We start from the raw sequence: 24,563 nt of genomic DNA on the forward strand, positions 1-24,563 counted from the left end.
TAGACGCCGAGCACTCGGGCCGTCGGCTGTCCGACTCGACTGGTCGCCGACCGGCCAGAACCACCGGTACGTCCGGCGGATGGATCCATCGACGGCTGGCGGCCTAAGGGACGAGGTGTTTGCATGTGCCGATGATGTTGGCTGCCCTCGGCCGCACGGGTGGCCGCCGGCGACGGCTCCTGCTCGCCGTCTGGCTGATCCTGATCACCGCCGGCGTCGTGCTGGGCGGTCGGGTCTTCGACCGGCTCACCACCGGCGACGATCTGCGCCCGGACGCCGAGTCGCAGCTCGCCGAGCGGCGGGCCGAGCGGTTGCAGCCCGAGGGCCCGATGATCGTCGCCGTCGTCGGCGGGCGCGACGTGTACGACCCTGCGCTGGTCGCCGACGTCACGGCGGTCACGACCGGGATCCGGGCCCTGCCCGGCGTGGCCGAGGTGCAGGATCTGTACGGCGCCCCGGGCGGCCGGATCGGCGCGGACAACCGCAGCTCGCTGATCCGCGTCGAGCTCGACCGCACCCTGCCCGACGACCACCGGGAGCGGGTCGAGGACGCGGTCGCCGCTGCGCTGCACCGCATCGACGCGCCCGAGGTGCTGGTCAGCGGGGAGACACTGGCGGAACGCGCGTTCGCCGAGCAGGCCGTCGCGGATGCGGCGTTCGGTGAGTCGGTCGCGATCGCGGTGCTCGCGGTCCTGCTGGTGGTGATCCTCGGCGGACTCGTGGCGGGCGCGATCCCACTCGTGGCGGCGCTGGCGACCGTGTCGGTGACGTTGCTCGGCCTGTACGCGCTGAGCGCCGTCACCGGGATCGGCCAGTTCACCGTCAACGTGGTCACGCTGCTCGGGATCGGGCTTTCGGTCGACTACGCGCTGCTGGTGGTGGCGCGGTTCCGGGAGGAACGCGACGCTCGGCCCGGCACGCCGGTCGAGGAGCTGCTCGCGCGTACGACGGCGACGGCCGGGCGCACCGTGTTGGTGTCGGGACTCGCCGTGGCCACGACGATGGCCGGGCTGTCCGTTTTCGGCGAGCCGATGCTCAGCGCCATGGCGTTCGGCGGGACGGTCGCGGTGCTGGTCGCCACCACGGCCGGGCTCACCGTCGTACCCCCGCTGATCGCCGTGGCGCACCGCCGCATCCCGACCGCCCGCGCCCGCAACCGGCCCGGTCTGCTCGCTCGGCTCACCCGCATCGCGCAGGACCGGCCCGGACCGGTCGCCCTCGCCGTCACGGCCGGTCTGCTCGTGATGTCGCTGCCGTTCCTGCTCGGCGTCGACCTGCAGAACTCCGACGCCCGCGCGCTGCCCGCCACCTCCGAGGCCCGCCGGCTGCACGAGACGGTGCAGCGCGACTTCAGCGGCGGGCAGGCCGACCCGGTCGTCGTGGTGGTCGACGCCGACCCGGCCGACGCCGCCGTCCGGGACTTCCTCAACACGCTCAACACCCTCGACGGCGTCCTGCGGGTGGCGCCGCGCCCCGACGTCACCGCGCCGGCGGCCATCGTCGACGTCACCCCCTCCTCCAGCGGCCACGAGGTCGTCCGTGCGGTCCGGGCGCTGGACCCGCCGTTCCCGGTGCTCGTCGGCGGGGCGGCCGCGGAGCTCGTCGACCGCCGCGACTCGGTGGCCGCCCGGTTCCCGATCGCGCTGCTGGTCGTGGTGCTGTCCACGGTGGTGCTGCTGTTCTGGCTGACCGGCTCGCTGGTGATCCCGGTCAAGGCGCTGCTGATGAACGCGCTCACCCTGCTGGCCGCCCTCGGCGCGCTGGTCGTGGTGTTCCAGTGGGGCGCCGGCGACGCACTGCTCGGTTTCCAGTCGTGGGGCGCGATCGACGTGACCACACCGGTCCTGCTGTTCGTGTTCCTGTTCGGTCTGTCGATGGACTACCAGGTGTTCCTGCTGGCCCGGATCACCGAGGACCGCGACGTGCACGCCGGAGTCGTGAAGTCCGGCCCGGTGGTGACCGCGGCCGCCCTCTGCATCGGGGTGGTGTTCGCCGGTTTCCTGCTCGGAGACCTGATCGCGGTCAAGGAGATCGGTTTCGCGATGGCGGTGGCGCTGCTTCTCGACGTCACGGTGATCCGTGGCCTGCTGCTGCCCGCCCTGATGACCCTGCTCGGCGACTGGAACTGGTGGGCCCCGGCCCCACTGCGCCGGCTGCGTCGGAGCTGACCCGGTTGCGGCCGCCTCGTTTGGCGGCGTAGAGGTTGCGGTCGGCCGCGCTGAGCACCTCCGACGGGCGGACCGGGTGATGGCCGTAGGCGACGCCGATGCTCACCGTCACCGGCAGGTCGCCGGTGAGCAGCTGCCAGGGATGATCCTGTACGGCCACCCGCAACGCCTCGACCCGTGCCAGCGCCTCCTCCCGCGGCAGGCCGGCGAGGACGACGAGGAACTCCTCACCGCCGAGCCGCGCCGTGAAGCCGCCGTCCTCCGGGACCGCCTGGCCGACCAGCCCGGCGAGCGCGATGAGCACCTGGTCGCCGATGTCGTGTGAGCAGTTGTCGTTGATCGACTTGAAGTGGTCGGCGTCGACGATGGCGACCGTCACCGGCCGTACGCTCGTCCCGCCGGTGAGCAGCGACGGCAGGTACGCGTCCACGTACCTCCGGTTGCGCAGTCCGGTCAGCGGGTCGCGCAGCGACTGCTCGCGGAAGCTCTCGGCGTCCCGGCGGGCCTCGGCCGTCTCGAACGCGGCCTGCCGGATCCGGGCCTGCGCCTCCCGCTCGCGGGAGCTGAGCTCCTCACTGGCCTCGTGGAACGCCTTGTACGCGACGAACGCGGCCCGGAAGTCACCCAGCGTGGCGCACAGCTCGGCCTGCTCGCGCTGCACGTTGGCCCGCACCCGGGCCAGCGCCGGCGCCGCGGCCAGCACGCGTGCCCGGTCGAGCGCGGCCTGCGCCTCCCCGGTCGCACCGGCCTGGTGGTAGGCGGCGGCCAGGGTGAGGGCCGCCTCCGCCTCGGCCTCCGGATACTCCGGGTCGAACTCGCCGGCCACCAGGCTCTCGGCAGTCGCCACCGCCTCCCGGGTACGGCCCAGGGCGAGCTGGATGCGGGCCAGGGTGTCGAGCATCGGCGGGATCGGCGCACGCCCGTCGCCGTCGAGCAGGGCCAGCAGCCGGGTCATCACCGGCTCGGCCTGCTCGGGGCGGCCCGCCGCGAACAGCGCGTAGGCGAGGTCGTTGAGCACGTAGGAGCAGAACAGCGTGTCCTCGGCGGTCAGCGCCACCCGCTCGGCCTCCTGATAGCGGCCGACCGCGGACTCGATCGACCGGGTCCGGTACAGCGACTCGGCGAGGGCCATCAGATGCATCACCCGCAGCCGCGGGCCCGCCGAGCCCGGCAGCAGCTCCAGCCCGCGCAGCGCGTGGTCGAGCTGGCCGGCGTAGTCGCCCATGTTGGCCGCCACCCGCGACAGCAGACGATGCACCCGGGCCTGCAGCATCGGCAGGTCGTGCTCGGCGGCACGGAACTCGACGGTCCGCAGGATCCGGGTCGCGTCGCCGGTGGTCTCCGCCTGCCGCAGCAGCGCGTCGGCGGCAAGCGCCTTCCCGCGCAGCTCCAGCTCGACGTCGCCCGCGGCCCGGCCGGCCTCCTCCGCCTCGGCGGCGCACCGCAACGCGGCCGCCGGATCGAACACGAAGGACGCCTCCAGCTCGCGGACGGCCGCCGCCAGTGCCGTGGTGCCGCTCGATCGTCCATCCACGACAGCCGAGATTAGTCGGCCCGGCGGTCCGCGCAACGCCCCTCGGAGACACATGTGCCCGCGACGGCGTGTTGCCCACCTGCTGCCGAATCGAGGCCGGCCCGGATGGGATGATCACTTCATGAGCCCGCCCGTCACCGTGGATCTGGCGCTGGTCGGGGGCGGCGGCGCGGCGTCACTGGTTCTCGCCGCTCTGGACCGGCAAGACCTTTCCGGGGTACGGGTGGCAGTCGTCGACCCGGTGCACAAGAGGGGCCAGGACCGTACCTGGGCGTTCTGGGGCAACCCGGGCACATTCCTCGACCCGCTGCTCAGCGCGAGCTGGGACGCGGTCGACGTGATCACCCCGTCCGATCACCGCACTCTGGCGTTGCGCCCGCTGCGGTACGCGATGCTGCGGTCGGCGCCGCTCTACGAACTGGCCGCGGCGGCCGAGCAGCGGCTCGGGGCGATCCGCCTGACCACGGCGGCCGGAGCGCTGGACGACGACGGGTCACGGGTCGTCGTACGGGACGAGCAGGGCACACCACTCGTCGACGCCGGCTGGGTCCTCGACTCCCGGCCGTGCCCGCCCGCGCGCTCCGGTCGTACCCATTGGCTCCAGCATTTTCGGGGTTGGTGGCTGGAATCCGAACGGCCGCTGTTCGATCCGCAGCGAGCGGTCCTGATGGACTTCCGGACCCCGCAGCCGGCCCGCGGTGTGTCGTTCGGTTACGTCCTGCCGATCAGCGACCGGTTCGCCCTGGTCGAGTACACCGAGTTCTCGCCGTCGGTGCTGACCGGCGACGAGTACGACGCGGCGCTGCGCGGTTATCTCACTCTGCTCGGCATCGACGAGGGCGACGTCCGGGTGGCCGAGGTGGAGAACGGCGTCATCCCGATGACCGACGGCGTGTTCGAGGCCCGGCCCTCGCCGCGGGTGGTCCGGCTCGGCACCGCGGGCGGGGCGACCCGGCCGTCCACCGGTTTCACCTTCACCGCCATGGCCCGCCAGGCCGACCGGATCGCCCGGGAGGTCGCGGCGGGCCGCCCGCCACTGCCCGGCCCCGCGTACCCGGCCCGGCACCGCTGGATGGACGCGGTGCAGCTTCGAGCCCTGGACCGTGGCCTCACCGACGGGGTGGCGTTCTTCGGCAGGCTGTTCGACCGCAACCCACCCGAGCGGGTCCTGCGGTTCCTCGACGGCGCCACCTCGTGGCGGGAGGATCTGACCCTGATGGCATCCGCTCCCCTGCTGCCGATGATGCGGGCCGCCGCCGGTGACGCGGCCGCCCGGCTCGCGGTCACGCGGCCAGCGCGTAGGCGGCGTAGTGGGCGGCGCGGCGGCGGCCGTGGATGACGAGGGTGTCGCGGAGGGTGCGGATGATGGTGGAGCTGCTGACGGTGGAGCCGGCGGTGCGGGTTTCGAGGCGGACCGGGGCTGCCTTGACGTCGGTGATGCCGGCGGCCTTGGTGGCGACGAACAGCTCCAGGTCGAAGGCGAAGCGGCGCTCGCGCAGGCGGGGCAGGACGGTGTGGAGCACGTCGCGGCGGATGATTTTGCAGCCGGTCTGGGTGTCGCGGACGTCGAGGCCGAACATGGTGCTGACCAGGGTGGAGTAGGTGATGGAGATCAGTTTGCGGGTGCGGGTGGCGCCGCTGACCGAGGCGGTGTGGCGCTTGTCGGCGTAGACGACGGCGTGGCCGCCGGTGCGGGCGAGCAGCAGGTAGTCGACCAGGTGCTGCGGGTCGATGTCGCCGTCGGCGTCGATGAAGCCGATCCAGGCGCCGGTGGCGGCGGCGAAGCCCTGGTGCAGTGCGGCGCCTTTGCCCTGGTTGATCGGGTTGTCCAGGACGGTGACCCCGGCGATGCCGGCGATGGTGGCGGCGGAGCCGTCGGTCGAGCCGTCGGACACCGCGATGACCTCGAACGCGATCGCGGCGTCGGTGAGGCAGGCGACCAGCCGCTCGACGGTCGGGCGCAGCGCCGCACCGGGGTTGTAGAACGGCACGACGACGCTGAGCTCGACCCCGGCACGACCGGTGGCGGTGGTGGCGGGAGCGGCGGCGGCGACTGCGGTGGCGTTCATGCCCGCTCAGATCGGATCGCCACCTCAAGACAACCTCTGGACGCTCTCAGGACCCGCGCAAGGAATCCGCTCGCTCGACCTGCCTCGACGCCGATCCGAGGCCACATCGGGAGGCCGGACCCGACCCGGATCACCTCGACGGATAGGGTACGGCGGTGCAAAAGCGGGGTGTCCTGATCGGGGCCGGTGCCCTCGTCACCGTCCTTCTCACCGTCGGTGCCTGGTTCGCGCCGGTGCCGTATGTCGTGCGCCAGCCCGGCCCGGTCCTCGACGTCCTGAGCCCGACCGTGATCACCGTTACCGGCGCGGACGTCTCCGCCTCCACCGGCAAGCTGCTGCTCACCACCGTCGAGATCGTCGACGGGATCGACACGGCCACGGCCGCACGCACCTGGTTCGAGGACCGGGACGCCCTCATCCCCCGAGAGGCGATCTTCCCGGCCGGTCAGAGCACCGAGCAGGTGCTGCAGGCCAACCAGGCGCTGTTCACCACGTCGGAGACCACCGCGATCGACGTCGCCCTCGGGAAGGTCGGCCGCCCCACCGGGGTGCGGGTGACCATCGACGTGAAAGAGGTCGGCGGGCCCAGCGCCGGTCTCATGCTCACGCTGGGCATCATCGACAAGCTCACCCCCGCCGACCTCACCGGCGGCCACACGATCGCCGGCACCGGGCAGGTCACCGCCGACGGCGCGGTCGGCCCGATCGGTGGCATCCCCCAGAAGCTCCACGGCGCCGACGTCGACTACTTCCTGGTCCCGGCCGACAACTGCGCGGAGGCGGTCGGCGCCGTCCCGCCCGGCCTGACCCTGGCCCGGGTCGCGACCGTCGACGACGCGCTGCTGGCGCTGAAGACCATCGCCGCCGGCGCCCAGCCGGCCACATGCTGACACCGCTGGTCCTGCTCGTCGACGACCTCCGCTCCTTCGTCGACGGCCGGCCGGCCGAGGTGGCGCGCACGAGCACGGCCGGCGCCGAACTACTCGGCCGCCATCGCGGGCGCCGGATCGATGAGCTCTGGCTCGATCACGACCTGGGCGGCGACGACACCATCTGGCCGGTGGTGGAGGTACTCGAACACGCCGCCTTCGACAGCCGGCCCTTCGACGTCGGCGTCATCGTCATCCACTCGGCCAATCCCGCGGGGGCGGCGAAGATGGCGCAGGCCCTCCGCCGCTGGGACTATCCGGTCAGGGTCGCGTCGGGCGATCCGGCAGTGGGCTACCGGCACGCTGATTGATCCGGTGAACCACGGCGCGCCGGTCGTCGGTGCCCCTCAGCCAGAGCAGCGTCTGCGCCGAACGCGACGGGCTCACCCGGCTCCCGGGCCGCCTCGGGGCTGACCTCTTCCGGCGCCGACGATGCCGCGATCACGGTGGGATAGGTTCGGTGGCATGGCGGATGACACCCAACGCGCTGTGACTCTGCACCGCACGAGCCTCGGCCGGTACGAGGTTCGCAACGCTCGCGGAGGCACGATGACCATCGGCGTCGGAGAGGGCACGGACTTCACCCCGGTGGAGCTTCTGCTCGCCGCGCTCGGCGGCTGCACCGGCGCGGACGTCGACTTCATCACCAGCAAGCGAGCCGAGCCGGACGACTTCACCGTCCACGTCACCGCCGACAAGATCCGCGACGAGACCGGCGGCAACCGCTTGACCAACCTGGCGATCCAGCTGCTGGCGGCGTTCCCGGAGGGCCCCGCCGGCGATGCGGCCCGCGAGATGCTGCCCCGTGCCGCGCGCATGTCCCACGACCGTCTCTGCACCGTCTCCCGAACGGTCGAGCTGGGCACGCCGGTCGACACTCACATCAGCCCGTCGCCGCCCGGATCCCCCGCCGATGAGAGCGCGCCGTCCCCATCACCGACACGATGATTCAGCCGCCCGGGAAGGCGGACGACACGCCATCCGCTTGTCTGATCGGCGTGTTCTGAGCGGCGGCGAGCCACCACCGGCCTTCGCGTTCGATGAGCACGTAGAGGGCCATCTCGGAGAAGCCGCCCGCAGCGAGTGCCTGTCGGCGGATCTGAGTCACAATGACGCCGGGCGCGGGCGCCAGGACTGACACGACCTCGAACCGGGAGGCCGGCGCCGGGGGCGCGGTCAGCGGCGCGACCAGGCCCATCATTCGATGGTGAATCGCGTTCAGCCCCTCGAAACCCGCCAGAGTCGCCCCGTACGGGCTGCCCCAGAGGATGTCGGCGGCGAACCAGGCGTCGTAGACGTCGGCGTCCAGGCCGTCTCCGCCTCGTTGCAACTGCGCCGCCAGCTCCGCGGCGACATTCGCTGCGGTCGTACCAGCCGCCGGGTCGTCCAGCACCACCCGTCGCGTGATCTCTTCCATCAACCGCTCCTCGCCGTCGGTACGTGCATGCCGGGAACGCTAAGAGCTGAAGCGAGGGTGAGGTCAAGCCGTTGCCAGATCGGATCAGCCGCCGCGACAGCAGGCATCCTCTTCTAGCCGTGTGGTGAATGCTTGAGCCTGTCGGCGCCGCCGGCCCGTGCCGATGAGAGGCGTCTGCCACCGTCCCCAGCCCGACGCGGCTTGCGTCATGGGGTTCGATGACGCACATCCTTGAGGAGATGACCCGACCATCTCCGGCAGCCGAGTGGGGCCGATGACGGTTGGACCCCGTACCGAGATCGATGCTTTTGATCCTCCGGTCCGGAGGTCCCGCCGACCGGTCAGCGCCCGGCGGCGGTGACGGATGAGCCTTGATCGCGGGCCCCACTGCTGTGGACGCCGGCCGTGCTGCCGCACGCGGGAATGTCGGCCGGAAGGGTGAACATGAAACACGACCCGCCGCCCGGATTGTTCGTGGCGGTGATCGTGCCGCCGTGACGCTCCACGATCCGCTTGCAGATCGCCAGGCCAAGCCCGGTGCCGACGTAGCCACTGCCGGCATGGGCACGGTGGAAATTGGCGAAGATCACGTCGTGCTGGCCGTCCGGGATGCCGATGCCGTTGTCCGCGATACAGACCCGCACCAGATCGCCCTCACGTGCGGCGGTGACGGTCAGGGCCGGCGTGACACCCGCGGCCGTGTACTTGATCGCGTTCCCGATCAGGTTGTCCAGCAGCTGCCGCACCAGCACGGGGTCGGCCCGCACAGCCGGGAGCTCGCCGAGCGTGAAGCACGGCTCGGGCTCGCCCCCGGCGACGGCGGCGTCCGCACGGGCGCCCGCGATCTCGGCAACCATGACGGCGAGGTCCAACCGGGCCGGAGCGGGAATGGCATTGCGGGTTGTCGTGTACGCGAGCAGGTCCTCGATCAGCGACCGCATCCGTCCCGACGCACGGGACAGGCGGGCCAGGTCGGCACGCACCCGGTCCAGCCCGGGGTGGTCCGGCACCTCGTCCAAGGCGTCGAACATGGCGTTCGACCACCCGTCCACGCTGGCCAACGGATTGAGCAGGTCGTGCGCCACCACGCCGGCGAAGTTGGTCAGCTCGTCACGGTGACGGCGTTCCGCCGTGACGTCGTGATACAGGACGACCGCGCTGCGCGTGCCGTCCGGATTCGCCAGCGCGGTGGCGGTGACCTGGAGAAAACGGCCCTCGGGCACTTGCGGGTTGCGGACCAGCATCTCCACGCCGCGAACCTTCTCCCCGGCAAGCGCTTTCCGGTACGCCAGCTCCTCATCGGCATAGCGCGATCCATCCGGCCGGAAGAACCCGTAGTAGACACTGTCGGAGATCTTCGCGTCCGGGTTGATCCGGCCGCCGAGCAAGCGAACCGAGGCAGGGTTGCGCAGCAGCGCCCGGCCCTCGGCGTCGATCACCGCCAAGCCGTCGGCCATCGAGTCGACGATCTCGGTCATCAGCTCGGCATGCCGGGATGCCTGTTCCCGCTGCACGGCAAGCTCGGCCATCAGCCGGTCCCGCTCGTCGCGCCCCAGCGCCAGGGCCAGCCCCACCACCGCGACCATCGCCGCGAACGCCTGCAGAACGAAGGCGCGAAGTGCGATGCTGTCGATGCTCGCGAACGGGCCGAGGCTCTGCACCGTGAAGAACGCGGCGATCGCGCCGACGGCCAGGCTGTGCGCGACCATGAACGGCGTCGACAGCCGGGTCGCCACCCACACCGTCAGACCGAGCAGGGCGGAGGAGATCGGAAGGCGGTCGCCGTAGCGGAAGGCCGCCACATAGAGGACGGTGGCGCAGACCGCGAGGGCCGAGTACTCCGCTATCCGCCAGCGCGGCCTGTCGCGCAGCGCGGAGATCCAGTGACGGTGCCAGCCCGCCAGGAAACCGTGCTCGGCACGGTACCGGCCGACGGCTTGCCCGATACAGAGCCCGGCCGTCCCGATGATCAGCGTGCTCGCGGCATTGCGTGCCACCCACCCCACCACGAACACCCACGTGTAGTCCTCGCCGAGCAGCCACCGAACGGTCGAGCCCACCATCGCCCCGCACACGGTGGAGACGCCGGCCACACCCAGCAGAGCCCAGAGGTCGCGGGGTGATTGCATCGGGTCCGTGCCGTCCGCGCCCCAGAGAGAGGGCCGCCAGCGCCGCAAGAGCGCAACGAAGACCAGGGCCTGGACGGGATTGGCGGCAGCAGCCGCCACCGACGTGGCGACCGGAGCCCCGGTCAGCAGGTTCACGAAGTACGAGATGACGACGATCGCAACGGCGTCCATCCAGAAATACCGGGTACGCCGCTGAACGCAGAACCAGATCGCCGCGACACCGGCGGCGGGCCAGACCATGGCCAGTCTGGTGCCCTCGGTCACGGTGAGGCGCCCGACGATAGCCGCCGCCAGGTACACCGACGCAAACGCCACGGTACGGGCCAGGGAGACCCAGCAGCTCATCGTGACCTCCGCACGAGACGTGACCTATGTCAAATCGGCTGATTCTCTGATCCGCTGAGGCCGCATCTGCTGGGACTTGGGGCTTTATTCAGACCGGCTACCGGTTGGTGGTCAGCTCTCGCATGCCGCTACCGGCGGGACCAAACGAATTCGGTCACCGCGCATTCGGCGAGGCCCCGCCGCCGCGGCGATATGTGCCGCTCAGTGACAGGCGGGAGCGAGCGCGTACTCATCGGCCAGGTCCCCGGCCGGTACCGCCCGCTCGAACAGCCAACCCTGGCCGAGCTGGACACCCAGAGAGGTCAGAGCGGCCGCGTCCGCCGCGGTCTCGATGCCCTCGGCGACCACGGTGGCGTCGATCGCGCCGGCCAGGTTGACCAGGGCCCGCACGACCACCGCCAGGACATGATCACCGGCGACCCCGCTGATGATGCTGCGGTCGAGCTTGATGACGTCCGGGCCGGTGGCGACGATGTGCCGCAGAGAGGAGTAGCCGGCGCCGACGTCGTCGATGGCCAGCCGCATGTTCCGGGCCCGCAACGGCGCCAGGACGGCGCGCAGGTGGTCGTAGTCGTCGACGGGATCGTGCTCCGACAATTCGAGCACGATCCGGTCCAGGGGCAGCCCGGCCAGAAACGCCGCTCCGGCCTCGGTGAACAGGGTGGCCGGCGAGATGTTCATGGCGATGTACCCGGACACGTCGGGCAGGTGGTCGGCTGCCCGGCGCAGTGCGGCCAGTTCGAGGGCCACCCGTTCGCCGATCAGCTCGGCCTCGGCGAACACCTCGTCCGGAGGCTGTCCCCATTCCTGCGGGAACCGGCTCAGCGCCTCCGCACCGACCCGGCGGCCACCGGCCAGCTCGACGATCGGCTGTAGGAGAACCACCGGGCCGCCCCGGTCCAGCAGGGGACGCAGCCGGCCCTCGATGCCGGCGTTGCGGCGCCGCTTGTCGATGTCCGGTTCAAGGATCAGTGCGGCGGCGTGGGCCAGCACCTCCATCAAAGCCCGGTCACGATCGGTCAGCAACGGGTCCGCCTGCATTCCGGCGCCACAGAACGTGCCGTACACGGTGCCGTCGCTCAACTCGACCGGCGCCGAGATGTAACTGCGGATCCCGGCTGCGGCGCCGGGCAGGCTCATCGCGAGTGGGAACAGAGTGACGTCCGGCATCACCGGGGGCAGGGCGCCGTCCAGGATCGCCTGGCAGAACGTGGTTTCCTGGGGATGCATCGTGCCCTCCAGCCCCGCGAACGGGAGGGCCGTGTCGACCACTTCGAGGTGCTGAGTCGTCCCGTCCAGGCGGCTCAGGAAGGTCAGGTCCATGCCGAGCGACTTACGGGCGGTGTGCAGCAACTCCGCCACCTGCCCTGCCGCTTGCGAGCGTTCCGGCACCACCGCCTCCTCGTGACCCGCGACAATCCCTCCAGACCCCCCATCGGCGTCGAGCCCGGGACCCTGAGCGGGGAGGCGGGGCGGGGCTTACGCCTGACCGCTTTTCAACCCCATCAAGGGCCGATCCTCTGGTACGGGTACGCCGGGTCCCGCCGTTGCCCACCCCGCCGGGCCGCGTGGATACGCGGGGCTCGTGAGTCAGCAGTGGGCTGCTCTGACTACAGTGCGCGTCCATGGGACACGTCATGGCCCGCCTCGCCGGCTACGGCGTGGTTCTGGTGCCGTATTGGCCGTACACGTTCGCGCGTTCCGGCGCAGCGCCCGACGCCGTGCTGGTGACGAACTGGCGGGAAGACGGCCCAGCCACGGCGCTCGTCGATCCGGCAGACCCGCAGTCGGCGCCGGGCATCGTCGACGTGAGTCCCGGCCCGGATCACCCGTTCTGGGCCATCGAGACCAGCAACTTCGATGTGGCATGGCCCTCCCACTTCGACATCGAGTCGACGCTGCCGCCGTACTGCCTGGTGGGCGAGAACGACGCGTCGATCTCCGTGCAGGGCCCGGCGCACATCCCCGACCCCGACATACTGATCGCCGCGGGCCAGACGGTTGTCGAGCGCCGCACGATGCGCGGTGACGTGCAGGTCATCGAGGTGGCGTACGAGCACGAGGGCGAACAGTGGTGGCAGGGGCACTATCTACTCCCGCGCAAGGGCGGACGCGTACTCGTCTTCACCGCGCAGACCCGTGAGCCGCACATAGCGACCGCGCGCCAGGGCCTGGAATGGATGCTGGCTCTGGACTGAGCGTGCCGACTGCCCCTTCCTCGTACCGACGGGCATTGGTTCCGTGTTCGCCGAAGCGGCCCTACCGACACGTCGTCATCCCCAGTACCGTCTTCACCTCATGGGGATGCATTACGGGCTCATCGCGGCCACGGCCACGCAGCAGGAGTTCCTCGCCGAACTCACCCGGCACGCCGGCGAGTTCGAGGTGGGTTCACCGGCCACTCCTGGCGACGAGATGACCATCGGTGAGCGCAACGGGCATACCTTCGTCCTCGACACCTCCATGATGCTGTCGAGTGAGGACGACATGGTGCTCGCGATGTCGGACCGCCTCGGCACGGTGGTCTGCGCCGGCGCGGAGACGGTGTCGGGGACCTACTGGATCACTGCCGCGAGGGATGGTGTCCCGCTGCGCTGCGTATTCGTCCAGCACGCCGGGATGACCCGCGGTATGGCAATCGGCGATCCGCTTCCGACCGAAGCCGACCACCCGATCGAGGATGTCGACGGCGACGGGATCTTCGCTGCCCTGGCCTGGCTCGGTTTCGACGCCGCGGGCTGGCTCACCGAGGCCGCGTCCGACGGCCTGCGCTGGTCCGGCGACCGGACTCCGCAGAGGGGGCAGATCGGCGACATCAAACGATCACACTACGAGCGTTACCAGCGTCCCGATGACGACAACTGGCTCTCCCGGGTAACGGCCGTCGTCCGGGACGAGCCGTAAAGGCCGAGATCGAACGTGTCGAGGTCGTCGAAGGTGAAGGCGTGACACACCTGCGCCACCACTGGCCGAGGTTCGTCCCGACGACCCGCCATGAGCTCATACCGCGACTGTCGACGTCCGTACCGTCGCCTGCGTTCATTCGCTTCCCGACAGCGAAGCCGTCGGCGCGACGACGGCGTAGGCCGAGAGCACGTCGGATTGGTCTCCTCGCAGGTCGACAATGATCGGCTCCGCCGGCAGGTCGCCGAGGCCGATAACCGTCAGTTCCGCGTCGCAGAGAATCTCCACGGCGACTATTGCATCGTCGGAGGTACCGGGTTTGCCGCTACGCACCTCAACTGACAGCGTCTTACCCGGTGTCGCCGACGTACAGGCAGCCTGTACTCCATACTCCAATCCGGCACGTGCATTGCGACGCAGCACGCTCTGGCTGTCGGGGTGACCATCCTTCTGGGCGAGTACGCGGCGAGACACCTCACCAGCAACGGCGGAGGGCGGCTGGAGCCGATGGGGCAGTGTACTGGCGGAATCAGCGGGGACCGGGGACGGTGTGTTCTCACGATGGGGTGGAGCAGCCGCCTCTGGTGTGGATGTCGGATGGTTCGTACACCCCGCGAAAGCGGCCGCTGCCAGCAGAGCGAAAAGCACGGCGGCACGCCGGGATATTGACATGGGCCCATGATGCCAAGTGGCGGCGAACCGATCACGAGCACACTGAACTGCTGGCGAGTCGCGCATTCGGGCCCCGCTCAATCACCGATGAACACCGGATCGCCGTGCCGCTCAACGCAACGCTCCGCCGCGGAGATCGTGACGACCAGCGTGCGGTAGTCGGAGCTGTTCTGCGGTTCTTCGCCGGTCTCCTGCCCTCTCCTGTCACCGTCCGCGCTCGGGTCGGGCGGCGCCGTCACGACCGGTGGTCGGCGGTGACGGACTGGCGTCTCGTCGTGCCCACGAGCGGACGCCGGCGTGAAGTTCCCCTTCATCACCTCCGTGGTCGACACGTGCTTCGAGGTCGCCTGCGGGCCGCTCAGTCTCAATGAAGCCATCCACCAATTCCGGCTTCGGGTTGTCAACCGAGACTGAGATAGGGACTGATCAGCCCCGCCATCCGGCGTCTGCTTCTGGCGCCCCTCTGTGTCAAGAGGTTGTGAGGAGCGGTGTTCTATGGTGGTCTTCGGCGGGTCCGGGAAGTGACTTCTCCGAAGTGTCGGCCTGGGGATTTAGGCCGGCCGCGCTGGATTGCAGAGTCGCCCCCACGTGTCCTCCCGGGCCCGTCCTGAGCCGTCTCGCGTCGGCGGTCATCTGTCGGTAGACGACGTCGGAGAGCCGGCGTTTCAGGGCTCGCATCGCTTCCATGGTGGTCTTACCCTCAGCGAGTCTGCGCCGGTAGTAGCGGCGCCCTTCGGTGTCGTTGCGCAGCTGGACCACGGCCATGATGTGCAGGACCCGGTTGATGCGCCGGTTGCCGGCTCTCGACAGGCGGTGTCGTTTCTGGTCGCCGGATGAGGCGTCGATGGGTGCGGTGCCGTTCCAGGAGGCGAAGTGGCCACGGGTCGTGAACCGGCTGATGTCACCGATGTCGCCGATCAGCCGGGCGGCGCCGGACGGGCCGATGCCGTGCAGTTTCTGCAGCTCACTGCCGGTCGCGGCGACCAGTTCGGTGAGTTCCGCGTTCGCGACCTTGATCTTCTTGTCGATGGTGACGAGTTCATGGATCAGTTCGGAGGCCAGCCAGCGGCGGGTCTTGCCGACGACGTCACGCGGGCGCACGGTGTTGAGCAGCACCCGGGCCTGCTGAGCGGACAGGAACTTCTTGGCCCCACCGGGGATCAGTTCCAGCAGCAGATGGTGCAGCCGGGACACGATCTCGGTGCGGGCGTTGCCGAGCTGGTCGCGGCGGTCAACGAGCAGCCGTAACGCCACGGTGATGTCGTCGACGACGACCTGCCGCAGGTCAGGGGTGCGTAGGGCGACGACGGCGACGCTGTGGGCGTCGACCGGGTCGGTCTTGCGGCCTTGGCCGGTGGAGAAGACTCTGGCGCGGGCGGACAGTTTCGCCGGCACGTCCAGGACGGTCTCGCCGTCGGCCACCAGGCGCTGGGCGACGTGCCGGCCGATGCCGTTGCAGCCCTCGACGGCCCAGATCCGGTCGGTGTGTTTGCGGCCGGCGGCGAGCATGGCCTGGTAGCCGTCGGTGTCGGTGCCGAACCGGCCTTTGCCGAGCACCCGCTCGCGCTGGTCGATGACCTCGATGGTGGCGGAGCGTTTGTGCGGGTCTACGCCGATGACGACCTGGCCCATATCGTTGTCCCTCCGTCGAGCCGACAATGTGTCGGCGGGAGGGCAGCGCTACTTTGAGCTGGGCAGTCCCCTCTTGAGCCACTCCACGCCGCGGTGACCGGCAGACCGCACGCCAAATGAGAGTCACACCAAACCGCGGTGGACAGCCGCAATCAGAGCGTTCCGCCGGTCACCTCGACCAAGCCTGGCCGGGCTGCAGTCGTACCACCAGTAAATAAGTAGCCGCGATCAGCGTGCGAGCCATCGGTGAGAGGCATGACCCACCGGTGGACGACCCGGCCGGCACCGGCCTCATACCGACGGACCTCACCCTGAAGGGGAACGTGATCACTGAAGATCAACGACCCTGTCGGATGAGGTGCGCTCGATCATGAGGTGGCGGCCCCGCGGCGGGCATGCCACCGAGTGGACAGCACCACGACCAGTGGCCAGCACGCCTGCGCGCCGGCGGCCGAGCGTTCCGCCAGTCCCACTCGACCGCCAATGCTGAGAACTCCACCGAACCAGACAACCAATCCGAGCAACACCACCGCCGCGGCAACGGACACCACTGGTCGGAGCGCCACCGGACCTCTGCCGCCCCAACGGCAGGCCAGCGCCGGCCACACCCCCAGAGCCACGAAAGCCACCACAGCCGCGCCCGCATGCGCCGGCGCGGCCCCCGTCACCGGAAGCGGAAACACCGCAACCAGCATCGTCGCCAGGCCACCAAGGCCGAGCACGACCCGACCCGCTGACGATGCCCCTGACAACCCCAGCGCGGTAACACCGTGGCAGGCCCCGACAACCAGCAACGCCACCGTCATCAACCACCGGTCAGTGGCACCCTGCGCCGCCAGAGAACTGATCGTCGCCACCGTACTGTCATAGCCCTCCGGCTGCCGTTGTGCAGCCAGGGTCCATCCGCCGATCAGGACAGCGGGGGCCGCCGCCGAGGACAGCAACGCCCACCAAGGCGTAGACGAGCGCACGGTCACATTGTGCCGGAACCACATCCCTCAACGGGGTCATGCGCCTTCCCCGCAACATACCGTCACTTCCGCACGGTCAGCGCCCCTGCCATCGGGCAGCGTGAATTGCCGATGAGCGGGCGGCGAGCAGATCGACCACCGCGAGATGGCGTGATGTGCGATGCCCACCCCGCATATTCAGATGCTGTCGTCGGGTCTGAACGTCACACTGCCGTGGTGGAGACCTTCAGGTGTGCTGAGTGCGGAAACGCGCTGAGCGTCCCGGTTCGGTTGGTGGAACTGCCAGCGCAACCGCACTCGTCACTTCTTGACTGCCACCATGTCAATCCGCCACTTCTCGACCCCAGGACCTATGCGATCGACGAGTCGGCTTATGGGTACGATCAGGTGGTCGACACCTTCGTGCTGTCGCCCGGCGATGTACGTGGCACCCGAATCGTCCACGACCTTGCAGTCATCGGTTGCTGGTCTCTCGCCGGCGGAAATCTATGTGTGGCCTGCGAAAGTTGCGGCGTCCTGGTCGCTTCGCGGACGGACGACTGCCGGGTGGCTCAGGAGACGCGCTTCCACCCCTCCGTAGTCGTCCGAGAAACCACCGCCGATGACGTCGATGACACCGCAGATCCGTTCGCGCTGATCGCAGCCTGGGACAACGCCCCGCCCGAGACCAGACGGCACGGCTGGCTACCAAAACCAACGCGTCCTCGACCCGAGCTCACCGCAACCCGCTGGGGCAGCCGAGGATTGAGAAGAGATCTCTATCGAGACGATCCGCCAGCTTGACGGAGCACTGTCATGCCGATGAGAGGGCGTTGTCAGGGCATTCATCCTGGGCCGCAGGTAGTCACAGCCGTGAGAGGCGAACTGGGCTGACATCCTGATGCGATGCGAAGGCTTACGGAAGACGAGTTCAAAGCCACCACCGTGCCGGAGAAGGAACGTGTCGGCTTGGACGAAGAACCGCCGTTCGACTTCTGGGAGTACTTCGAGCTGATTCCTCCAGAGGACTTCGGCGAGTATGACTTCTCGGAGGGACGGGTGTCCTACGCCTGGAACATGTGCGGGACGGTCTACCAGCACGTCCTGGTGGAGTGCGAAACATCCAACGTTTACCTGGTCCTGGTGCTCGATGTTCCTGGTCGCTCGGTTGCCGGCCATCATCTCTTGGACCTGAACCGGATCTACGGCTTGACGTAAGCAAGGCGCGAATCACTCACGGATCGCCCCCCAGTGCGACCGGGCCAGTTGCCGACATCCTGTCGTGCCGATGTGAGTGCGTTCTAAAGGTCTCGCCTTCCGAGGATCTGGCCGGTACGGTCCGCCTGTGGCGCTCACGGATCTACGGCATGGGTTTCGCGACGATGATCAACGGCGATGGGCCCAAGCCCTCGTGATGGATTGCCTCGCTGATGATCGCGAGCAGGAGGAATGCCGCGTCCTGATGAAATTCTGGTGGCAACTCTCCATGACATATCAGGAAGTAACCGAGGCGGAACTTGACCGCCACGTCAAGCCGGTCAAACGCGAAGCCGTGCAGAAGCTCATCGACGCGATCAGGAGCTCACCGGACGCGATCGATGCATGGATTACCGCCACCGACCGCCAGTTCTCGCTCGTACAAGATCGCGGCTACGAGGCTCACCGTTCGCGTACGGCACGTACGGACGACGAAATCTCAGCGGATCTGGACTCAGCGGGTATCGAGTTCCTCGAACGGATCACGACAGAAGTTTCGTACCCGCTGCCGGCCTCCGGTGCGGGCCCCGCTTCCTGCCGGCCGGAGGATGGTCGATTCGACTCCACGCCCGACGAGGTTGTCCACGTCGATGCCCCGGACATGCCGGCCAAGGTGAACGCCGGCTGGTGGCGCATGGCTCACGAGTTCGGTCTCTTGGACGAGAGACGCGAGTTCCTCCTCGGCATCGACTACAGCGGCCCCGAGTCAGTCGAGTCCGAGTACGGCTGGGCACGTGTCCGACTGGCCGATAAATGGGACCTGGCCGGCAGTGGATCAACAACACTTCGAAGCCACTTTGCCGGGGTCATGACCGAACGCTTCGTGCCCGAGTTCACCATGCTGTCGCTTGACCAGAAGATGATGTTGAACACGACGGTCTGGGGCGACGCAACCGTGAGCACCATCGTCATCCGCCCCGATCGACTCGGCTAACCCGGTGCTCTGCGAAATTCACTCATCTGCCGCTGATAGGGTGCGCCGGGTAACCGGACTCGAAACCGGCTCATCCCATACTTCTCGGGTGCTCAGCGTGAGCGTGGCGCACTTTCCCATCCGCTTTCGCCCGGCGCGCGAGCAGGAGACTAGTTGACGCTACCGCAGTGGCACGAGTCGCTTCGCGGCCCTACTCTCCTGCCACGATCCGATCGGTACGCGGCGTCGCGGCAGCCGCGGGCCGGCCGACGCCCGCTCGTGCCGGGACGAGCGCGTCTCTCGGGTCAGTCGCCCACGAACCACAGGTACAGATGGGAGCCGCTCTCGACTTCCCTACTCAGCCTTTCGGCTTCCACCGCGGCGCCTTCTCCGATGACGGTTCGAACATGTTGATCGGAGAGCTCTCGCCGCAGCCTCTCAGTCTGCCGTGAGTTGAAGATGGCGTCCGCATATGGCAGCAGGCTACTGAGGCACGGGAAGATCTCCGGATCCAGCTGCGCCAGTGCGTCGGACCATCGGATGCCATGGGAGCCATGGGTGACTACCTCACCGCTCTCACTACGCACCTGCATGTCGATCACTACGACGCCCTTCCGTCGCCCAATTCAGCATCGCCGGCGACATACTGTCATGCCGCGTTCCGCTCGCCGTCCGGCGTGGCGGCTGCTGGCCGGTGCCGCCTTGCGCCGGCGTACGGATGCCCGGTCCTGAACTTAAGTGAGTGCGGAGGCGTTCAGCGAGAGTCCGATGATCGAGATCAAGTATCACCAGGCAGGTCCGCACGTGAGCCATGGCCGCGAGAACCAAGGTAGAGGTGACCTGGCCGCAGTCAGCCGCGATGACTTGCGCTGGTACTACTTCTTGTCCGACGTGTCCTTCAAGATCGATGAGGCCGACCTGACTCCGCCCTGGTAATGGACGCCTGTAGTCGATCTGCTGTGGTCGTTGCAAGGCGTGCTCGATCAACTGGAGGGGCGAGCACGCTGAGGTCGACTTCACCGAGAACGCTGAGCTGATCAGGTTTGCTCCGGCCGGCGAGCGGGTGCGGGTGTCGTGTACCTATTCGCCGCGGAGGCGGCCTGCGAGCTGGTTGCCCTCAAGGTCGCTTGGCTGAGTTTCGGACATGCGGTTCTAGACCAGCTCTATGGTGAGCACCCGCGACTCGCGGGCAACCCGGTGCTGGCGGAATTCCGGCGTTGACTCCCGTTGCCCGTCAGATCGCAGGCGCGCTCGGCAGGTAGTTACCTGGTCGCTCATGCCGCCGCGTTCGCGTGTCAGGTTCGTGGCGTCGCGAACCTGGCGGCCCGCCGTATGTTAGACATCGCGCATGAACCTGTCGGCCGTTCCGGATGGTGTCCGGTCCGTGATCACTGCCGAGGTTGCGCGGGAGATCGCTGTTCCGTACACCGATCAGGTCGTATTTCCCGAGACGGTGATGATTGACCTGCCGGAGTCGGTCGATCGAAGGTTCCCCGGCTGGGCAGGTCCCGTTCTGGTCCTCTCTGTCGAGAACCAGGGCGTCTGCGCCTGGGGTGTTCCTCTCGGCGGTGAGAACCCTGAGGTCCTTGTCGGTGGTGATATCAAGAACGCTGGTGGCTGGGCGCGCGGTACCACGCGGTACTGCCGTGACGCGGCTGAGTTCGCGGCGACACGGCGATGGGACGAGTCGTGCTTTTCGCAAGGTCCGTTGTTGCAGGCGCAGGCCGCCGAACTCGACGATGTCACGCTCAACGCGCTACGGCGCCGATATGCGCCGGGGCAGGCCACGTCAGGTTGGCCGGGTCATACCGTCCATCGGTGGGAGCGAGACGGCGCGATGATCATGCTCTGGGAGAGCCGAGGTCAATGTGACTGGTTCATCTCCGCACAGACCGTCATCGCGCTGCAAAAAGAGGCATCGGCCGTTCTGCCGCTGTCCGATCTACGCACCTCATTGTGGTCCGATGATCCTGAGGGAGTAGATGTTCTACGCCAGGTCCGGCAGGTGGGTTGAACGCACTGTCATGCCGCGATCCGCACAGCGGTCGCCCGCCCTGGTTGCGGCCGTGGTCGGCTGCTTATGGGGCGCGTCAAAATGGTCAGTCGGAACGGCGGAAGCCACTACCGTGAGAAGGGCCCACCTGACCGCAGCGGACGAGGTTGAACCCCCAAGGTGATCGAGAAGCCCAGCGCGGTACACGTCATCGTGCCCCAATGACTCCGCCGGTTGTGCTGGGCGGGTCCCGACCTACCCGCCTTCGGCGATTGGATGTCTCCCACCAGCCGGTTTCCATACGATCAGCCCGTGGTGCTGTCTCTCAAGCTGACCGCCGTCCGGAGCTCTGATGTGGCCTCGGTTGCCGAGTCGGTTGCCGGCTTTGCTGCTCTGCACGGGGTGCCGTCTGAACTCGTGCCTGTCGAGGCGGCCATGAGGCGGAAGGCGGTTATCGTCGTGCCGCCGGTGAACGGCTGGACGGTGATCGGCTGGCCGCGCTTCACGAGTTTCCCGATCGGGGTGTCTCGTTGGCTGTCCGCGGAGCTGAACACTGTCGCCAGCGTCGTTGACGTCTTCGACGACGACTGGAGCCACGTTGCCATTTCAGACGGAGTCGTCCGGGACAGGTACTCGACGACGCCGCTAAACCAAGTCTCGCCAGGGACCACATCGCGCGAGGCGAACCGTCGCTGGGGTGGGAATCCCCGCGCCGTAGGCGTGACGTTCGGGGTTGATCCGGACCCGATTGCGCCCTATTTCGCCGGGGTTGGCATTCGTTTGCTGAAGGCTCTCTGGCATCGGGCCCGGCCGTCGTACAGCGGCAAGGTGTGGCCGGACGACAGCTTCGCACTGTGGAAGGTGTGGGCTTTCGTCGATTTGTGGCGCCATTTAGGCATCACTTATCCGGAACCGCAGGCTGCCGAGGGCGAACACCGGATCGGAGTGGCGTACGAGACATTCGACTCGCCGCCGCTGTCCACAGATTCCGATGCAGACTGATACGTGGATGGCGCGCACTATTCTGCCGCGGATAGTGGTGTTGGGGATCAAGCAGAGCGCCAGCCGGTGAGCCACCATGCCTCGCCGCCGGTGCTTTGGTCGGGTTCGCCTGAGACGACCAAGACCGCGCCGGAACCGGTCGTCAGAAGCAGTGAGCCGTCGTCGTTCACCCGCGCGGTGTCGATGGCTCTTCCATTGAGAGCCAGAGCTGCGGTCAGCCACGCCATGTCGTCGTCTGCGTGGCCGTCGACGGAGCTGGTCGCCTCGATCCGCCAGGCAGTGTCGATGTAGAGCCGTGTCTCCTGAGCTGGCGTCGGCCGGTTATCGCATAGGCCGAGAAACGGCCATGCCTGTCGATATCCGATCTCCACCACGAAGGAGCCGCCGACCCTTTCCGCATCCATGGAGTCATTCTTGTCTGCGACCGGTCCGCGTGCTCTCATGCCGCGATTCGCGTGCACTAAAACCGCAGCTCCTGCGGATCCGACCTGGCCGAGACCCTACACTTCTATGGCCAGCGGCGATCAGCGCTCAAGAAGCGACCTGGTTCTGGCTGATCAGCCGGCTTCATTGACAGAGCGCCAAATCACGAATAACTCGGGATCCGGCTCGGGCAACGCATCGCCGTACGGCCCCTCACATGGCACGCGTGCGTCCATCGCCTCGGCTGTCGCCGCCAGCAGATGTGCGGTACTGCCCCACTCGACTCTGTCATGGTGTTCCTCACCGTTGCACCACCCGACACAGCCCCTCAGGTCGCCCTTCCGCAAGTCTACGTAGAGGTAGCCACCGCAGCCGTCGATACCGATGGGTAGAAACAAGTCGAGGAAAGGCAACGACATCTCACCTGCCAAGTCATCGGAACTGGTGAGCTCTCCCATGGCGCGCCAGCCGTCAAGGTGCCTGCGCCGGTCTTCCAGGCTGTCGGCAATCGATAGTGGCTGACACTCCGGCGGAAGGCAGAAGACCATGGACGTCATGCCGTCCGCCAGTAACCACCACTGCTTCAGGTCCTCGGGAAGGCGCACCCCGATTTCGCGTTCGGCGTCTGCGATGGCCTGCGGACTCGCTGGCGGAGCGATAGCCGGCATCGCCCAGGACACGTTCATCGACAGCCACCGCACAATGCGTGTCCAGGACTGCTCCACCGTCGCCACCATAGATCAATTCTCGGATATGCGAAGGAAGGACGCGGGGGAACTCGACATCCTCACTCGCGGCTCGCCGACTGCCTCGGGCACCCAACGCACGTCCGAATAGCCAAGATCCACCAACTTAAGATCATGTGCACTCATCTGGCGCCCCTCTGTGTCAAGAGGTGGTGAGGAGCGGTGTTCTATGGTGGTCTTCGGCGGGTCCGGGAAGTGACTTCTCCGAAGTGTCGGCCTGGGGATTTAGGCCGGCCGCGCTGGATTGCAGAGTCGCCCCCACGTGTCCTCCCGGGCCCGTCCTGAGCCGTCTCGCGTCGGCGGTCATCTGTCGGTAGACGACGTCGGAGAGTCGGCGTTTCAGGGCTCGCATCGCTTCCATGGTGGTCTTACCCTCAGCGAGTCTGCGCCGGTAGTAGCGGCGCCCTTCGGTGTCGTTGCGCAGCTGGACCACGGCCATGATGTGCAGGACCCGGTTGATGCGCCGGTTGCCGGCTCTCGACAGGCGGTGTCGTTTCTGGTCGCCGGATGAGGCGTCGATGGGTGCGGTGCCGTTCCAGGAGGCGAAGTGGCCACGGGTCGTGAACCGGCTGATGTCACCGATGTCGCCGATCAGCCGGGCGGCGCCGGACGGGCCGATGCCGTGCAGTTTCTGCAGCTCACTGCCGGTCGCGGCGACCAGTTCGGTGAGTTCCGCGTTCGCGACCTTGATCTTCTTGTCGATGGTGACGAGTTCATGGATCAGTTCGGAGGCCAGCCAGCGGCGGGTCTTGCCGACGACGTCACGCGGGCGCACGGTGTTGAGCAGCACCCGGGCCTGCTGAGCGGACAGGAACTTCTTGGCCCCACCGGGGATCAGTTCCAGCAGCAGATGGTGCAGCCGGGACACGATCTCGGTGCGGGCACTGCCGAGCTGGTCGCGGCGGTCAACGAGCAGCCGCAACGCCACGGTGATGTCATCGACGACGACCTGCCGCAGGTCAGAGGTGCGTAGGGCGACGACGGCGACGCTGTGGGCGTCGACCGGGTCAGTCTTGCGGCCTTGGCCGGTGGAGAAGACCCTGGCGCGGGCGGACAGTTTCGCCGGCACGTCCAGGACGGTCTCGCCGTCGGCCACCAAGCGCTGGGCGACGTGCCGGCCGATGCCGTTGCAGCCCTCGACCGCCCAGACCCGGTCGGTGTGTTTGCGGCCGGCAGCGAGCATGGCCTGGTAGCCGTCGGTGTCGGTGCCGAACCGGCCTTTGCCGAGCACCCGCTCGCGCTGGTCGATGACCTCGATGGTGGCGGAGCGTTTGTGCGGGTCTACGCCGATGACGACCTGGCCCATATCGTTGTCCCTCCGTCGAGCCGACAATGTGTCGGCGGGAGGGCAGCGCTACTTTGAGCTGGGCAGTCCCCTCTTGAGCCACTCCACGCCGCGGTGACCGGCAGACCGCACGCCAAATGAGAGTCACACCAAACCGCGGTGGACAGCCGCAATCAGAGCGTTCCGCCGGTCACC

At 68.2% G+C, this 24,563-nt stretch carries 26 protein-coding genes; 13 read left to right on the forward strand and 13 right to left on the reverse strand.

The window, feature by feature from the left end:
• The first annotated feature begins 131 nt into the window (after positions 1-131).
• A complete protein-coding gene (locus ACQPZW_RS26615; protein WP_433788748.1) occupies positions 132-2,168 on the forward strand; it encodes an MMPL family transporter in 2,037 nt (678 codons plus the stop codon).
• Here ACQPZW_RS26615 and ACQPZW_RS26620 read toward each other — a convergent pair.
• On the reverse strand, positions 2,068-3,702 hold the full coding sequence (locus ACQPZW_RS26620; RefSeq protein WP_433788749.1) for a tetratricopeptide repeat-containing diguanylate cyclase: 1,635 nt from the start codon (positions 3,700-3,702) through the stop codon (positions 2,068-2,070). The two genes, ACQPZW_RS26615 and ACQPZW_RS26620, sit on opposite strands and share 101 nt — an antisense overlap.
• A 121-nt stretch (positions 3,703-3,823) precedes the next feature.
• On the opposite strand from ACQPZW_RS26620, the gene ACQPZW_RS26625 reads away from it, so the two are divergent.
• Positions 3,824-5,041, forward strand: a complete 1,218-nt coding sequence (locus ACQPZW_RS26625) for a lycopene cyclase family protein (protein ID WP_433788750.1) — start codon at positions 3,824-3,826, stop codon at positions 5,039-5,041.
• Here the strand turns inward: ACQPZW_RS26625 and ACQPZW_RS26630 are convergent.
• The gene (locus tag ACQPZW_RS26630; RefSeq protein ID WP_433788751.1) at positions 4,986-5,771 is read right to left on the reverse strand and encodes a glycosyltransferase family 2 protein; all 786 of its coding nucleotides are present in this window, start codon (positions 5,769-5,771) and stop codon (positions 4,986-4,988) included. The two genes, ACQPZW_RS26625 and ACQPZW_RS26630, sit on opposite strands and share 56 nt — an antisense overlap.
• Before the next feature lie 155 nt (positions 5,772-5,926).
• On the opposite strand from ACQPZW_RS26630, the gene ACQPZW_RS26635 reads away from it, so the two are divergent.
• The 3 genes from ACQPZW_RS26635 (at position 5,927) to ACQPZW_RS26645 (ending at position 7,648) form a co-directional block, all read left to right on the forward strand.
• Positions 5,927-6,661 carry a S16 family serine protease gene (locus ACQPZW_RS26635; protein WP_433788752.1) on the forward strand — a complete coding sequence of 245 codons (735 nt, stop codon included), beginning with the start codon at positions 5,927-5,929 and terminating at the stop codon, positions 6,659-6,661.
• The gene (locus tag ACQPZW_RS26640) at positions 6,655-7,011 is read left to right on the forward strand and encodes a cyclic-phosphate processing receiver domain-containing protein (RefSeq protein WP_433788753.1); all 357 of its coding nucleotides are present in this window, start codon (positions 6,655-6,657) and stop codon (positions 7,009-7,011) included. The genes ACQPZW_RS26635 and ACQPZW_RS26640 overlap by 7 nt, the downstream gene beginning before the upstream one ends.
• Before the next feature lie 238 nt (positions 7,012-7,249).
• Positions 7,250-7,648 carry an OsmC family protein gene (locus ACQPZW_RS26645; protein ID WP_433788754.1) on the forward strand — a complete coding sequence of 133 codons (399 nt, stop codon included), beginning with the start codon at positions 7,250-7,252 and terminating at the stop codon, positions 7,646-7,648.
• 1 nt (position 7,649) lies between these two features.
• Here ACQPZW_RS26645 and ACQPZW_RS26650 read toward each other — a convergent pair whose 3' ends face one another.
• The 3 genes from ACQPZW_RS26650 to ACQPZW_RS26660 all read right to left on the reverse strand — a co-directional run bounded on the left by ACQPZW_RS26650 (position 7,650) and on the right by ACQPZW_RS26660 (position 11,983).
• Positions 7,650-8,117, reverse strand: a complete 468-nt coding sequence (locus tag ACQPZW_RS26650; protein ID WP_433788755.1) for a DUF4440 domain-containing protein — start codon at positions 8,115-8,117, stop codon at positions 7,650-7,652.
• Between the two features lie 341 nt (positions 8,118-8,458).
• Positions 8,459-10,591: an ATP-binding protein gene (locus ACQPZW_RS26655; protein WP_433788756.1), complete on the reverse strand. Its 2,133-nt coding sequence runs from the start codon at positions 10,589-10,591 to the stop codon at positions 8,459-8,461.
• 201 nt (positions 10,592-10,792) lie between these two features.
• Positions 10,793-11,983: a sensor domain-containing phosphodiesterase gene (locus ACQPZW_RS26660; protein ID WP_433788757.1), complete on the reverse strand. Its 1,191-nt coding sequence runs from the start codon at positions 11,981-11,983 to the stop codon at positions 10,793-10,795.
• A 233-nt stretch (positions 11,984-12,216) separates the two neighbouring features.
• On the opposite strand from ACQPZW_RS26660, the gene ACQPZW_RS26665 reads away from it, so the two are divergent.
• Both ACQPZW_RS26665 and ACQPZW_RS26670 read left to right on the forward strand, forming a co-directional pair.
• Positions 12,217-12,789, forward strand: coding sequence for a hypothetical protein (locus tag ACQPZW_RS26665; protein WP_433788758.1), 573 nt, complete (start codon positions 12,217-12,219; stop codon positions 12,787-12,789).
• A 43-nt stretch (positions 12,790-12,832) separates the two neighbouring features.
• On the forward strand, positions 12,833-13,495 hold the full coding sequence (locus ACQPZW_RS26670; RefSeq protein WP_433788759.1) for a hypothetical protein: 663 nt from the start codon (positions 12,833-12,835) through the stop codon (positions 13,493-13,495).
• A 135-nt stretch (positions 13,496-13,630) separates the two neighbouring features.
• Here ACQPZW_RS26670 and ACQPZW_RS26675 read toward each other — a convergent pair whose 3' ends face one another.
• From ACQPZW_RS26675 to ACQPZW_RS26690, 4 genes are all read right to left on the reverse strand, one after another.
• Entirely contained in the window at positions 13,631-13,783 is a 153-nt protein-coding gene (locus ACQPZW_RS26675; RefSeq protein ID WP_433788760.1) for a hypothetical protein, read from the reverse strand.
• 461 nt (positions 13,784-14,244) lie between these two features.
• Positions 14,245-14,499, reverse strand: coding sequence for a hypothetical protein (locus tag ACQPZW_RS26680; RefSeq protein ID WP_433788761.1), 255 nt, complete (start codon positions 14,497-14,499; stop codon positions 14,245-14,247).
• Positions 14,500-14,635: 136 nt separating this feature from the next.
• Positions 14,636-15,799, reverse strand: coding sequence for an IS110 family transposase (locus ACQPZW_RS26685; protein WP_433788762.1), 1,164 nt, complete (start codon positions 15,797-15,799; stop codon positions 14,636-14,638).
• 368 nt (positions 15,800-16,167) lie between these two features.
• Complete coding sequence (locus ACQPZW_RS26690) at positions 16,168-16,770, reverse strand: DUF998 domain-containing protein (RefSeq protein WP_433788763.1); 603 nt, start codon at positions 16,768-16,770, stop codon at positions 16,168-16,170.
• A gap of 216 nt (positions 16,771-16,986) precedes the next feature.
• Here ACQPZW_RS26690 and ACQPZW_RS26695 point away from each other — a divergent pair, with 216 nt between their 5' ends.
• The 3 genes from ACQPZW_RS26695 to ACQPZW_RS26705 all read left to right on the forward strand — a co-directional run bounded on the left by ACQPZW_RS26695 (position 16,987) and on the right by ACQPZW_RS26705 (position 18,940).
• Entirely contained in the window at positions 16,987-17,553 is a 567-nt protein-coding gene (locus ACQPZW_RS26695; protein WP_433788764.1) for a hypothetical protein, read from the forward strand.
• 102 nt (positions 17,554-17,655) lie between these two features.
• Positions 17,656-17,967, forward strand: a complete 312-nt coding sequence (locus ACQPZW_RS26700; protein WP_433788765.1) for a hypothetical protein — start codon at positions 17,656-17,658, stop codon at positions 17,965-17,967.
• A gap of 127 nt (positions 17,968-18,094) precedes the next feature.
• Positions 18,095-18,940: a hypothetical protein gene (locus ACQPZW_RS26705; RefSeq protein ID WP_433788766.1), complete on the forward strand. Its 846-nt coding sequence runs from the start codon at positions 18,095-18,097 to the stop codon at positions 18,938-18,940.
• 284 nt (positions 18,941-19,224) lie between these two features.
• Here ACQPZW_RS26705 and ACQPZW_RS26710 read toward each other — a convergent pair whose 3' ends face one another.
• Positions 19,225-19,521 carry a hypothetical protein gene (locus ACQPZW_RS26710; RefSeq protein WP_433788767.1) on the reverse strand — a complete coding sequence of 99 codons (297 nt, stop codon included), beginning with the start codon at positions 19,519-19,521 and terminating at the stop codon, positions 19,225-19,227.
• 166 nt (positions 19,522-19,687) lie between these two features.
• On the opposite strand from ACQPZW_RS26710, the gene ACQPZW_RS26715 reads away from it, so the two are divergent.
• From ACQPZW_RS26715 to ACQPZW_RS26725, 3 genes are all read left to right on the forward strand, one after another.
• A complete protein-coding gene (locus ACQPZW_RS26715) occupies positions 19,688-19,855 on the forward strand; it encodes a hypothetical protein (RefSeq protein WP_433788768.1) in 168 nt (55 codons plus the stop codon).
• A gap of 412 nt (positions 19,856-20,267) precedes the next feature.
• On the forward strand, positions 20,268-20,933 hold the full coding sequence (locus ACQPZW_RS26720) for a hypothetical protein (protein WP_433788769.1): 666 nt from the start codon (positions 20,268-20,270) through the stop codon (positions 20,931-20,933).
• Positions 20,934-21,224: 291 nt separating this feature from the next.
• Positions 21,225-21,914, forward strand: a complete 690-nt coding sequence (locus ACQPZW_RS26725) for a hypothetical protein (RefSeq protein ID WP_433788770.1) — start codon at positions 21,225-21,227, stop codon at positions 21,912-21,914.
• A 47-nt stretch (positions 21,915-21,961) separates the two neighbouring features.
• On the opposite strand, the gene ACQPZW_RS26730 is transcribed toward ACQPZW_RS26725, so the two are convergent.
• From ACQPZW_RS26730 to ACQPZW_RS26740, 3 genes are all read right to left on the reverse strand, one after another.
• Entirely contained in the window at positions 21,962-22,318 is a 357-nt protein-coding gene (locus ACQPZW_RS26730) for a hypothetical protein (protein WP_433788771.1), read from the reverse strand.
• Positions 22,319-22,471: 153 nt separating this feature from the next.
• Positions 22,472-23,062 carry an SMI1/KNR4 family protein gene (locus ACQPZW_RS26735; protein ID WP_433788772.1) on the reverse strand — a complete coding sequence of 197 codons (591 nt, stop codon included), beginning with the start codon at positions 23,060-23,062 and terminating at the stop codon, positions 22,472-22,474.
• A gap of 163 nt (positions 23,063-23,225) precedes the next feature.
• On the reverse strand, positions 23,226-24,389 hold the full coding sequence (locus ACQPZW_RS26740; protein ID WP_433788773.1) for an IS110 family transposase: 1,164 nt from the start codon (positions 24,387-24,389) through the stop codon (positions 23,226-23,228).
• Positions 24,390-24,563: the final 174 nt, after the last annotated feature.

It is taken from the genome of Actinoplanes sp. CA-252034 (genome assembly GCF_050956125.1).
In the GTDB taxonomy this organism is placed as follows: domain Bacteria; phylum Actinomycetota; class Actinomycetes; order Mycobacteriales; family Micromonosporaceae; genus Actinoplanes.